At 51.7% G+C, this 12493-nt stretch carries 12 protein-coding genes and 1 pseudogene; 3 read left to right on the top strand and 10 right to left on the bottom strand.

Translation table 11 applies throughout. From position 1 onward, the window contains the following. The first annotated feature begins 268 nt into the window (after positions 1–268). Positions 269–505: an AAA family ATPase gene (locus tag ABHF33_RS17035; RefSeq protein ID WP_432803936.1), complete on the top strand. Its 237-nt coding sequence runs from the start codon at positions 269–271 to the stop codon at positions 503–505. Here ABHF33_RS17035 and ABHF33_RS11790 read toward each other — a convergent pair. From ABHF33_RS11790 to ABHF33_RS11755, 8 genes and pseudogenes are all read right to left on the bottom strand, one after another. Next, positions 480–1643: pseudogene (locus ABHF33_RS11790) on the bottom strand (IS3 family transposase). The gene ABHF33_RS17035 and the pseudogene ABHF33_RS11790 sit on opposite strands and share 26 nt — an antisense overlap. A 144-nt stretch (positions 1644–1787) precedes the next feature. Then, positions 1788–2603 carry a phage antirepressor N-terminal domain-containing protein gene (locus ABHF33_RS11785; protein ID WP_348944147.1) on the bottom strand — a complete coding sequence of 272 codons (816 nt, stop codon included), beginning with the start codon at positions 2601–2603 and terminating at the stop codon, positions 1788–1790. Beyond that, positions 2600–2887 (bottom strand): helix-turn-helix transcriptional regulator, encoded by a 288-nt coding sequence (locus tag ABHF33_RS11780; protein WP_348944146.1) that lies wholly within the window; start codon positions 2885–2887, stop codon positions 2600–2602. Before ABHF33_RS11780 ends, ABHF33_RS11785 begins: the two co-directional genes overlap by 4 nt. A gap of 157 nt (positions 2888–3044) precedes the next feature. Beyond that, entirely contained in the window at positions 3045–3926 is an 882-nt protein-coding gene (locus ABHF33_RS11775; protein ID WP_348944145.1) for a DUF6387 family protein, read from the bottom strand. Between the two features lie 100 nt (positions 3927–4026). Next, positions 4027–4383, bottom strand: a complete 357-nt coding sequence (locus ABHF33_RS11770) for a type II toxin-antitoxin system VapC family toxin (protein WP_348944144.1) — start codon at positions 4381–4383, stop codon at positions 4027–4029. Then, the gene (locus ABHF33_RS11765) at positions 4383–4604 is read right to left on the bottom strand and encodes a DUF2281 domain-containing protein (RefSeq protein WP_348944143.1); all 222 of its coding nucleotides are present in this window, start codon (positions 4602–4604) and stop codon (positions 4383–4385) included. Before ABHF33_RS11765 ends, ABHF33_RS11770 begins: the two co-directional genes overlap by 1 nt. A gap of 66 nt (positions 4605–4670) precedes the next feature. Continuing rightward, the gene (locus ABHF33_RS11760; RefSeq protein ID WP_348944142.1) at positions 4671–5948 is read right to left on the bottom strand and encodes a tyrosine-type recombinase/integrase; all 1278 of its coding nucleotides are present in this window, start codon (positions 5946–5948) and stop codon (positions 4671–4673) included. A gap of 171 nt (positions 5949–6119) precedes the next feature. Beyond that, complete coding sequence (locus tag ABHF33_RS11755) at positions 6120–6974, bottom strand: YicC/YloC family endoribonuclease (protein WP_348944141.1); 855 nt, start codon at positions 6972–6974, stop codon at positions 6120–6122. Between the two features lie 97 nt (positions 6975–7071). Here ABHF33_RS11755 and ABHF33_RS11750 point away from each other — a divergent pair, with 97 nt between their 5' ends. Beyond that, positions 7072–8040, top strand: a complete 969-nt coding sequence (locus ABHF33_RS11750; RefSeq protein WP_348944140.1) for a serine/threonine protein kinase — start codon at positions 7072–7074, stop codon at positions 8038–8040. Then, a complete protein-coding gene (locus ABHF33_RS11745) occupies positions 8037–8942 on the top strand; it encodes a PP2C family protein-serine/threonine phosphatase (RefSeq protein ID WP_348944139.1) in 906 nt (301 codons plus the stop codon). Before ABHF33_RS11750 ends, ABHF33_RS11745 begins: the two co-directional genes overlap by 4 nt. Positions 8943–9058: 116 nt before the next feature. On the opposite strand, the gene ABHF33_RS11740 is transcribed toward ABHF33_RS11745, so the two are convergent. Next, a complete protein-coding gene (locus ABHF33_RS11740; protein WP_348944138.1) occupies positions 9059–11308 on the bottom strand; it encodes a PhoX family protein in 2250 nt (749 codons plus the stop codon). Between the two features lie 120 nt (positions 11309–11428). After that, positions 11429–12484 (bottom strand): endolytic transglycosylase MltG, encoded by a 1056-nt coding sequence (gene mltG / locus ABHF33_RS11735; protein ID WP_348944137.1) that lies wholly within the window; start codon positions 12482–12484, stop codon positions 11429–11431. Positions 12485–12493 lie beyond the last annotated feature (9 nt).

Genomic DNA, 12493 nt, shown 5'->3' with positions numbered 1-12493 from the left:
TGATAGTTAACGGCCTCTCGTTTTCAATCGTCTGCGTCGGCACATCGGTCTTAGCTGACACTAAAACTTCTTAGTCGATGGCCGAAATCTGTTGGCCATTACAGCCACGACAGTAAGCGAAGCGGAGACGTAGTAACGCATTTCGCTTATTATTTGCTTATATGAATGGCTACTTTCGACTATCTGATTACATTGGCAAGAAAAAAAACGCTTCGTCATCAATTAACGAATTCAGCCCACTAGAAACCATAAAAAAACGGGGGGTTTCATGCATCTTCACTCGTATCGCCTAAAAAATTTTCGACGCCTGCAGGACGCTCATATTGAGTTAGCTAACGACATATCAATATTTGTAGGATCGAATAACAGCGGGAAAACGTCGGCAACTCAGGCCATCCAAGCATTTGTCATGGGTGGAAGAGATCGTTTCAGCCTTTATGATTTCAGCTCTTCTTGTTGGGGACTCTTCGATGTTGTGGTCAACAATTCTCGGACAGTAAATTAAGTTGTCTTTCCTTAATAGCAGGGGCTAGCCCGCCATTGGCGGTGTGTGGCCGCTGCCAGTTGTAATACGCCATCAGGTAAACGCCAATATCCAGCTTGGCTTCTTCTGCAGATTCATACCCAGGCTTTGGTATCCATTCTGTTTTAAGACTGCGAAATAGCCGCTCCATCGGCGCATTATCCCAACAGCACCCGCGCCGACTCATGCTTTGCTGCATCTGGTAGCGCCATATCCGTTGCCTAAACAACCGACTGCCATATTGGCTACCCTGATCCGAGTGAAATATCACTCCCAGTGGCTGGCCACGCTGTTGCCAGGCATGATCTAACGCACGGCTGACTACCTCGGCATCCGGGTGCTCACTAAGCGCCCAGCCCACCACGCAACGGGCAAACAAATCCAGCACCACAGCCAGATAAATCCAGCGATTACCCGCCCAAATATAGGTGATATCGCCACACCAGACCTGATTCGGTTGCTCCGGATTAAACGCCCTCTGCAATAAGTGCGGAATGTCTGGACGTTCATCTTTGTGGACTTTGTAGCGATGCGCGCCTGGCTGTTTGCACTGCAAATCGGCTTCTCGCATGAGCTGGCGCACTTTATATCGGCCAGCCGTAATGCCTTCGTACCGCCAGCATCCAGACTAGACTGCGGCTACCTGCCGCATTTCGACTTTGCTTAAACAGATTGCGTACTTTGGCGCGCAACTCGATCCGTTCACGATCAATATGCTGGCGTCGATGCCGGTAATGGTAATAACTGGAACGGCAAATACCGAAGGTGCTGCAGACCATTTCTACGGGTTCATGCTCACTTAATTGGTCTACCAGCGCGTACGATTGAGTTCGTCCGCCATTAAGAGAGCTGTGGCTTTTTTTAACAGGGCTTTCTCCCGTTCCAGCCGATCAATGCGCGCTTCGAGCTCCTGAATGCGACGCTGGTCTGGCGTGAGTGCTCTGGCCTGCGGCGTGATGCCCTGTCTTTCCTGTTTCAGCTGCTTAATCCAGCGACGCAGTATGTTCTCGCCGACGTTCATCGCCTTACTGGCTTGTGACACCGTGTGGCCTTGATCGACGACCAGACTGGCGGCTTCGGCTTTAAATTCCGGGGTAAATGTCCTGCGAACTTTGCTCATGAAACACCTCGTTAATGGTGGCGAGATTACCACCTAAGTTGGTGTCCGAAATCATTGAACCACAACAGGTTTGTGCCTGCACATTAGCATCAACAGGTACGAGTGCCGAAACATCAAAAAATTTAGGCTCAGAAAAAGCAGTTATCATTTTGCCAACCCCACGGTAATTTCAACGTTCAACACAGGGGCTGGAAAAGCATCGCTAACCTGCTTGCAGGCGTCGGCCAGTCTTTGTCCACGAATAAATGCTCGGCGTAGCATACGAGCAGCTGCACATAGCCGTTCTAGTGCAAGCTTTGGCAAACTCTTGCGTGGCAGATCGGGCAATTTATCGACGCCAAATACAGCACGGTTTAATGTGGCTTGAATCTTGGCGTACATCCCAGGGTGAGGCACAGCACCAGCAGGCTTGCCGTAAATGGCGCAATATTCCTCTTTAAAGACAGCCAACGTGTCTGCCACTTGCAATTGCATCTGAGCTGCAGCACTTTGCTGCTCGGCTCTGCCCGTGGTCCAGTACGAGAAGAGCGCCGTTGTGCATTCGTCTTGATAAGCCAACAAAGATTGACGAACTTCGGGCTTGACGCGGTTTGGCTCAATCGAATTTAGAAATGCGGGAATTTGATTAAGTGGCAAGGTCAGCATTTCTTGTGAACGGCCTTGGCTATCGCGCGCTATCATAAGGTGACACCTCCAGCGGGGATTACTGCTGAGCTTTCGATGCTGTGAAGCAAAGGCAATCCCGAATACTGCGCACAAATGGCGAACGGAAACCCAAAAATCATCTTCGCAGGAAAAAGCTTCAATGTTTCCCAGCGCAAACGGAATAAGGTGGTTTTGAGTAATGGCCGTTTTTCGAGGTGATTGCTTTGGTTTAACCGGTGACTTAACATCAGCACCAGCTCTTGCAGGAGCGCCAAAGCCGTCTTGCTGTTGATTCAGTGAGGCGGCTTTGTTCATTGTTGCACCCCACGGGCATCAAGCCATTCGCGCACTAGCTCAACTTTCCAAGCTGTGACTTGAGGAGAGAATTTGACTGGGGCGGGAAACTTACCAGCCTTCACCATTTTCCATAGCTGGGCTCGTGAAAAGGGCAAGATCTCTTCGCCAATCAGCTTAGCCTCGCGCACATAACCCGTGGCAGGCAAAGCGCCGTAAGTTGGCTTGGCAATCTGTGCAATTGGTGGTGTTGGTGACTGCACGCCCGCACGCACGGGCTGTAATTTCTGATCTAATTTGGACATGACTCCGATCCTATTAAACGGGTGGAGTCAAAAATATAAAAGTCACCTACCTTTACTGGAAGTCATGGGTATGCGACAAAAGTGTACCGGCATAGTTTTTTCAAAAAATCATGCCTTTACAAATGCTTAGTAAAAATATATCGCTATTCTTGATTCGTTATGTTTCATATGCCAGTTGCAAAGAGAACCGTGCCAAACTATGTCGATCTAACATTCGATCTGCTTCTGGCTTTACTGTTTTACGAACTCGCTCGGGAGCAGGACAGAGTTCATCATGGAATAATATTTCGCCTATTTGATATTGAGTCAGCTCAAGGTTTGAAAGCTGAGCAAACAGCGTTATATCGATATACTGCAAAACTCTAAATTCGCGCCATTTTTTCATATCTTTGTCGCCAAAACTCCCTTTTTCTGGCGCTGCAATAGCAAAGTCTTTGCGAACCTGCTTTAACCATTCTTTGATCCCATCAATAATGATCTCGTCTGGCGCGAGAATATCAATGGATGCCAAGATCTCACCATTACTGGCCTCAACAATATCGGGGTAGCGATTTTTATTAATTAAATGCACAGGTATATGGTCAAACACTTCCAGTTCCGTGCTATCCATCCCACCAGCTAGAAAATCGACTGCATCAATTTTTAGCGAAGATACTAGCTCCGAGAAAAATACGTCTCCTGCATGTGCGGCCAAATGGCTAGGCTTGATACTACGTACTGGAGAATAACTAAACTCGTGCGGCTCTATCCGGCACTCAATATCTGCCTTTTCAGGGCCAAGACTTTGGCTTCCAATTTTCGCAATATGGCGTGCATATAAGAGCATTTGCTCTTCATTCAAACGATTTTGTGAGGCATCACCCAGAAAGTAACGCCAATGTGAACGGTACTCAAATTCACTAAGCCAATCTTTAAGACTGAAATTAATAATTTTTCGTTCATAGTGATGATTATCGAACCAAGATAAGATCTGCTTTGCCTCGCACAGAGTTTTAACTTTCTTCAACGAGCTATTTTCAGCTTCTTTTTTTACCGACATTACGCGCCCTTGAGCGTTATTCCCTTGGAAATAATGATCACCGCGCCAGCGGGTAAGGGAGCCCGTTTTCGATTGGCCGATCTAGGCGCGGCAAACTCGATTAGTTGCTGTCGTTAAATACCGAAAGCAATCCTTGATCTAACGTGAGCAATTGCAGGCCATGAGCCTGTGCCGTGGCAGCAATCAACGCATCTGGCAATTTCACCTTGCGGCTACGGCGTAGCGCGATGGTCGCAACCTCAATCTCTTCAATAATTGGCAATACACGCAGGCCAGCCAGCAAAGCTCTGGCCTTGGTATCGGCCTCAGGCGTCATACCCTGCCAGCTCAATACCTCAATGCGCGTAATTACCGACACGCTACATCTGGCCAATGGCACATTCTTGGTACGAAAAGACGCAACGGCAGCTTCCGTGCCCGCCAATAGTCCGATGATGATATTGGTATCGAGCAGCATTAGCGCACCCACTCATTGCGCATTTCGTTCTGCACTGCCAGTGGATCGCAATTTGCAAATGCAGGATCTTCTTTCAAGCTGCCAATCAGGTGTTCAAGCGGCTCAACTGCTGTAGCTCGGGCTTGTTTCTGTGCCACAAACTCAGCAAAGTCCACCACCTCGGCCAAAGCTGCCTCGGGCAGCGTGTTTGCCAACTCAATCAATCGTTGTGCTTGGGTCATGATTATTACCTCAGTTGTTCACACTACATGGCGGCAATTGAAGGTAGCGCCGCAATACTACTCAGTTTATGCAGCTTTGGTTTTAGCTGGCTTTTTGTTCTTCAGATCGATCACATTACCTTTGCCAAACTCTAGATCATGCATCAATGCTGCCAGCTTATTGTGGGCCTCACGGCGCTCTTCAAAGAAATCATGGGTATCGTACACACCTGCCACACCGCCCAGCTTGTGATTCAGGCAGCGCTCAGCAATATGCGGCGCAATACCCAAAGCGCTAAGCTGGGTTCTGGCCGTGCGGCGCAAGTCATGCACAATAAAATCGGGCACGTCCGGCATACAGCGCTTTACCTTACCCAGCGCGGTATTCAGTGTGCTTTCGCTGATGTGCGGGCAATTACGCGCCCCCATGCGCCGCGCAGGCAGCACATATGGGCTTGCACCAGATAGCCGCTTTAACTCTCGCAAATACTCAACGGCAATCGGCGGCAACGGCACATCAATCGCCACCTCGGTTTTGCTGTTTTCCTCTGGCAAATGCCAGACTGCCTCATCAAGATCGAACTCTGCCCACTTGGCACCAGCCAATTCCATTTTGCGGCACGCCAATATCAGCAGCAGCCGGATTGTTAAGTCATTTTGAACACTAAACCCTTTGGCCTGCTTCATGGCACTGAAAAGCTGACACAGCTCGGGACGCGTCAATGCTCGGGTTCTCGCTTCCTGCTTGCCACCCGCATCAATTGGCAGCAGCTCTACCGCAGGGTTTGTTACTAGCAAGCCACGACGCACAGCAAACCCGAATAAGCACTTGCACAGAATTAGAACGCGGTTGGCCATTGTCGGTGCGCCCCGCTCTTTAATCGGCTGGAGCAAAGCCACGATATCCGTAGGCTTTACGTCTTTGATACTCATTCGGCCTATAGCTGGACGAATATCTTTGTCGATTTGGCGCTTTTGAATGTAATGGGTCTTGATGTTGGGCAGGACTTCGGACTGGTAATAGTCATCAGCCAGCGTCGCCACATCAATATCACGGCGTTTTTCCTCGATCTTGGCTGCGGCTTCAACGATACGAGCTTGTTTCTCTCCCGCGACATCATGACCAAGCTTAACCTTGGCCATAAGGCGAATAGCCTCTTTACGTGCCTCAGCAAGCGACAAGACACCATAGCTGCCAATACTCAGCTTGCGATCATTGCCCTGAAATTCATAGCGGAAATACCATTGAGGCACAGCATCGCCTTTACGAAAGCGCAGCACCAGCCCATTGCCATCGGCACGCCCCTGGAATCGCTCGTCTTTCTTAACCCAAGACTTGATCAGTAGATCATTCAGCTTACCCATATCGCCCCCAATAAATGTACCCAATCGGGTTGGATACGGCATTGGGTACGACCTTGGGTACACTATAACAGCGAGACCACCTAATATCCATAGAGACGCACAAAAACAAAAAGCCCTGTATTTATAGGGCTTTTCACTTTTACAGAGAACGCAGCGAGACGCGTAGAAACGTCATTCAATGTTCTGAATTTGCTCGCGCATCTGCTCGATCAGCACTTTGAGTGCCATCGCCACTTTCGTCGTATCCACCGAAACGGATTTGGAGCCAAAGGTATTGGCTTCACGGTTGAGTTCCTGCATCAGGAAATCGAGGCGTTTGCCCGCGTTGCCGCCAGTTTTCACAATCCGGCGCAGTTCGGCAATATGGGTGTGCAGACGATCCACTTCTTCCTGCACGTCGATTTTCTGCGCAAACAGCACTAGTTCCTGACGGATGCGATCATCATCGGCAGTGCCAATCGCATCAATGAAGCGCTGTTTTAATTTTGTCTCGTACTCGTCGATAATTTGCGGCAGGCGCGGTTTGATCTCCAGCAGAATGTGCTCCATTTCATCAGCGCGAGCCAGCAGGATTTCACCCAGCTTGGCGCCTTCGCGGGCACGGGAAGCCAGAAACTCATCCAGTGCGGCATCCAGAATTTCCAGCGCGGTGCTCTGCAAAAGGTCAGTGGGCAAGGCATCTGACTCGATCACGCCGGGCCAGCGCAGGATTTCCCCCATGCGCAAATCACCCGCCTGCAGTTGATGCTCCTTCACCTGATCGGCCAGCCGCAGCAGCTCGGCGACCAAAGCGTTGTTTAGGCGCAACTGGGTTGCGGCACCCTCTCTGGCATTGAAACTGACACGGCATTCAAGCTTGCCACGGTTGAGACGACCGGTGAGCTTTTCGCGAACCGCGCCTTCGAGCGCACGAAAATCCTCTGGTAAACGCAGGGTTAGATCCAGAAAACGATGGTTGACCGCGCGCAACTCAACGGTCAGAACACCATGCGACAATTCGCGTTGACTACTGGCGTAACCAGTCATGCTATAAATCATATAAATCCTTTGTAAGAAGCCGCTTTACAATTGCCAAGTCGCGACACACAATTCACTGATACTCCGATTATAACGAAAGCCACGCATGGCCACCCCTAGCAATCAACCGCTTTCGCGCGGATTCCAGTTACAAAATTACACGATTGCCAAGCTACTCTCAGCTGGCGGCTTCAGTATTGTCTATTTGGCGCACGACGAGAACGATTATCCGGTCGCCATCAAGGAGTATTTGCCCAATTCGCTCGCGCTGCGCAAAGAAGGCGTTGCCGTGCAGGCCACCAGCGAAGAGAACATCGCGCTGTTTCGCCATGGGCTGAAGTGTTTCTTTGAAGAAGGTAAAACGCTGGCGCGAATTCAGCACCCGAATATTGTGCGGGTACTGAATTTTTTCCGCGCCAACGAAACCGTCTATATGGTGATGGAATACGAGCGCGGGCGTACCTTGCAAAAAGAAATCCAGCTCAACCACGAGCGCGAAGGCGTCGATGAAAAGCTGATCCGTAGCGTTTTTTACAATCTGCTCAACGGCCTGCGTGAAGTACACCTGAATAAGCTGCTGCACCTCGATATCAAGCCGGCCAATATTTATATCCGCAAAGATGGCTCGCCTGTACTGCTTGATTTTGGTTCGGCCCGCCAGACACTTAGCACCGAACACGCACGCCTAACGCCCATGTATACGCCCGGCTTTGCCGCACCAGAACAATATCGGCGCAAAGATCAATTAGGGCCTTGGACCGATATTTATGGTGTTGGCGCGTCCATGTTTGCCTGCATTGCCGGTACAGCACCGCAGGCCTCGGACTCGCGCGAAAAGGAAGACAAAGTTCAGCGCCTTGAAACGCTGTACGCTGATCGCTATTCGCCCGAATTGCTCAATCTGATCCATCAGTGCATCGCAGTGGATCCGGCTCAGCGCCCGCAAAGCGTATTACAAATCCAGAAACTCCTGCTTGAACCGGGCTCGCCGCCGAATAAAAAATCCAATCTGCTCAATTCGATCAAACGCAAATGGCAAGATATGACCCGCCCCAAGCGCAAAGGTGAAGAATGAAATTTACCGTTTTTCAGGATAGCCGCAAGGGTGGCCGTGAATACAATCAGGATCGCGTGGGCTACTCCTACAGCCGCGATGCCTTGCTGCTGGTCGTGGCCGACGGCATGGGTGGGCATTTGCACGGCGAAGTCGCCGCACAGATCACGGTGGAGCTGCTAAGCGATCAGTTTCAAAAGAAAGCTGCGCCAATTATCCATAGCCCGGCGCAATTTCTGGCCGATGCGCTGCTCAATTGCCATGAAGCCATTTACAACTACGCCATTGCACAGCATTTGCTGGAAGTGCCGCGCACCACAGTCGTCGCCTGCATTATCCAGGACGATATTGCCTACTGGGCACATGTGGGCGATTCACGCCTCTACCTGATCCGCAACGGCAAAACCATCGCGCAAACGCGTGATCACTCCAAGGTGCAAAAGCTGGTTGAATCCGGCGTAATCACCGCCGAGCAGGCCTTGCATCACGCAGAAAAGAATAAAATCTACAATTGCCTGGGCGGCACGCTAATGCCGGATATTGATGTCGGCGGACGGGTCATGCTGCAGGATGGCGATTGCGTCATGCTCTGTACTGACGGGCTGTGGGGCTCTTTGGCGGATGATGAAATCAACCACTTTCTGACCTCGTTCCCGGTGATGTTTGCCGTGCCCCAATTGCTCGACAAAGCCGAATTGCGCGGCGGCAAATTTGGTGACAATCTGACCGCACTGGCCATTAACTGGCATGAAGCCGATATGGCCGAAGACCCCAGCTTTGTCTCGACCGTCAAGCTTGATCAGAACACGATCAGCACCCATGTCGATGCGCTGGGCGCTAGCGCCACGCCGTCGATCAGCGAAGAAGACATCGAACGCGCCATTGCCGAAATCCAGGCGGCAATCAGCAAGTTCTCCAAGTAAAGACCAAAGGGTATACCCTTATAGGGCAAACACAGCAAAGCCTTCAAGACAATACCCAATAAAAAAAACCTCAAGCATGCTTGAGGTTTTTTTTATTGTCCTACTATCACCGCAAATCAGGAACCAATACGACCACCGTCATCCTTGGTGATCACAATCGTTGCCGAGCGCGGGCGTTTGCCTGCCCCGTAACCGGCATTGCTTGGCCACTGGCTAGTGTACTTGCTCGGGTCAGCAATATCGGCCATCTTGGTCGTTTCACCCGGATGCTGGATATTGATAAAGATCGCCTTGCCGTCTGGTGTTTCGCAGAAACCCGTGATCTCGCAATCTTTCGGACCAACTAGGAAGCGTTTCAATTTGTCTGCGGCAGGTGCGGCACCGACTTTGGTCGCCACATCCAGCTTGCTGCCATCAGCTTTGGTGTAGCTGAGCGTTTTATTTGCGCCATCGCCCACTTTGCCAGGAATCGCGGCCAGCATCATGCAGTTGGTCACGTCGGTATAGGCGCCGTCATCGGTCTGAATCCAGCAAATACCAGTACTTGGGCTAAACACCAAGCCATCAGGTGATGACATATCCTGATCATCAGTCAGGTTAGACAGATTGATCATGGCCTTGTCGGCATCGGCTTCGGCGGCAAACACATACACATCCCAGCTGAATGCACCGACTGTTGCGCCTTCTTTGGTACGCAGAATATGGCCGTTCGGGTTACCCGTGCCTTTTTTGCCATCAACGTCGGCATAAGCGCGTGGATTGGCGCTGTCTGGCAGCAATTGTGACGAACCGCTGGCATTGATATTACGGTTGCTGTTGTTCGTCAGTGTCTGGTAGTACTCGCCTGTCACCGGATGCACACCGCCCCACTCTGGGCGATCCATTTTCGTGGCACCCACCGCATCGCCTGCCAGACGGGTGTTGACACAAATATCAGCCTGATCGGCAAAAGTGTACGCGGTGTAGTTTTTGATCAGTGGATTATTCAGTGACAACTCGATCCACTCACCGCTGCCATCGGCGTTGAATTTGGCCACGTACAGCGTGCCCTCGTTCAGATATTTGTCACCGGTCGCCATGCGGTCAGCCGGATTGGCGTCTGCAGCAGACCACAGCGCTTTAGAAACAAACTTGTACATGTATTCATTGCGCGAGTCATCGCCCAAGTACACAGTCAGTGGTTTACCCACCACTGGCAGGCCAAATGCCGCGCTTTCATGGGCAAAGCGGCCCAGTGCAGTGCGTTTTTTCAGTGATTTGGCTTTATCGTAGGCATCCATCTCGATGATATAGCCCTGACCATTCATCTCGTTGCGATAGTCATCGCTGCCATCGGCTGATGTACCCAGTTTGCTGATATTCCAGCGGGCGTATTTGTCTTCGCTGCCGCCCGTTTCCCAACCGTGGCGCGATGCAGCACCTGCATTGCGGCCATAACGTTTCATGGCCACAACGCTCTTGTCATTGCGTGCGGCATCATCGGTGGCCAAGCGGTAGAAATAGCCAGACCAGTTTTCCTCACCCGACAGGAAAGTGCCCCAAGGCGACTTGCCAGTACCGCAGTTGTTGATCGTGCCACGGGTTTTTATCCCATCAGGCGAATATTTGGTTTTGAGCAAGGCGTTGCCGCGCGCAGGACCGGCGATTTCTACTTCGGTCAATGGCGTAACACGGCGGTTGAAGCTTGAGGCTTGTACCGTAGCCCATTTGCGATTGCTCGCTTTGATTTCAACCACCGACAAACCGTGAACTGCAACTTCTTTGTCCACTTCAGCGGCTGGACGTGGCAGAGTGCTGGTGCCACCATTGCCGAACAGGAAGAATGACGATTTGTTCTCATCCGTTGTCGCTTCATGATTCATTGCCAGCAAGGCACGATCTGAACCGGTTGCTGATGGCTTGCCAGCACTATCGAGACCAAAATACTCCATACCATCGTGATGGTCGCCAGCGCGGTTTTCAAAGTCACCATCCGTGCCGTCATTTTTGAACGCAGCGGTGTTGGCCGTCAGCGGATCGCCCAGCGCGTAGATAATCTGGTAGGTGTATCCTGCAGGGATCACTACTTTGTCCAGCGTGCTCTTGGCCACCGCGGCAAAGCCCAGGCTAGCCATAATCGGATTGAGTGGCGTTGCAGGCGTGGGCGATGGGCTGCTAGATGGCGCTGGCGTAGTCAGCGAATTATTAACGCTCTCACCTGACGAACAGGCGGATAAACCCAAACCAGTGCTGGCCAATACCGCAGCACCAGACAAACTCATTCCCAGAAAACCACGGCGGTTTAAACGCTGCTCCAGAATGGTGTCAAACGTCGGATTGGCCGAGTGGTTGGAGTTTTCATCATTGAAATCATTAGACTTGGACATGCGCTTTATGCCTTGGCGGTGAAAAAGCGCTACTCTAAAGCCGGAATATGACAGGAAATCGTCAAAAATATTACGATTTGATGAGTACCAGCCATTCTGACTCGTGAACAGTTCCAGCTTTTAGCGCCGCAAATACTTCCTCACGGCCGCATTATGTTCATCGAGGGTATTTGAAAATTGGCTAGATCCATCGCCGCGTGCAACGAAATACAGGGCAGAGGTATCTGCTGGCTGCACCGCTGCGCGCAGTGCAGCCTCGCCCACCATGGCAATCGGCGTTGGTGTTAGGCCATGGCGCGTGTAAGTGTTATACGGCGTATCGGTGCGCAGATGGGCTTTGGTGATATCGCCGTCAAACGCCTCGCCTACACCGTACACCACTGCCGGATCGGTTTGCAGGCGCATTCCCAGCTTGAGCCGGTTGATAAATACGCCCGCCACCAGCGGCCTGTCACTGGCGCGGCCGGTTTCTTTTTCCACCAAGGACGCCAGTATCAACACCTCGTACGGGTCTTTCAGCGGCAAGCCTTCTTTGCGTGCCGCCCACGCTTCATCCAGCTTTTTCTGCAACAGCCGATTCGCGCGCGCCAATAATTTCAGATCCGAGCTGCCCGCCTCGATCTGATACGTTTCCGGAAAAAACAGCCCCTCGGGCGAGCTGGCCGTAATCCCCAGCTGCGCCAGAATTTCGGCGTCGCTGAGCTTGGCGCTATCGTGTTTCAACTGCGGATGCGCATTCAGCGCACGGCGCACATCGCGCCAATTCCAGCCCTCGACTATCGTCACCATCAACTCGTCGGTGTCGCCTTTGGCCAGCTTGCGCAACAAAATCCACGGCGATATATCGGCGCTAATGCGGTAGCGCCCGGCTTTAAGCTGCGTGTCTTTGCCGCTAATGCGGGCTAGCCAGACAAACAAGGTCGGCGAATCAATCGCGCCCTGCTCTTTAAGCTGATTCGCCAAAGCTTGCACGCTGCCCGCTTGCAGCACCACGGCTCCCGCAGCAGGTTTGGCTTGTGGCTCGCTGGCCCAGCTGTAAAACCAGAATCCGGCCGCGGCCACGCTCACAGTCAGAATCAGCAGGGCAAAGCCCAGTAGCCGCCCCCAGGCTGACGGAGCCGGTTTAGCCGATGAGTTTGCCGAGGGTTTGCGCTTTGCGGGAGGTTTGGTCGCCACGTTCTACAT

The organism is Chitinibacter sp. FCG-7 (assembly GCF_040047665.1).
GTDB lineage: Bacteria > Pseudomonadota > Gammaproteobacteria > Burkholderiales > Chitinibacteraceae > Chitinibacter > Chitinibacter mangrovi.
Note: the sequence above shows the minus strand (reverse complement) of the source record. Positions and strands in the feature narration are given on the sequence as shown.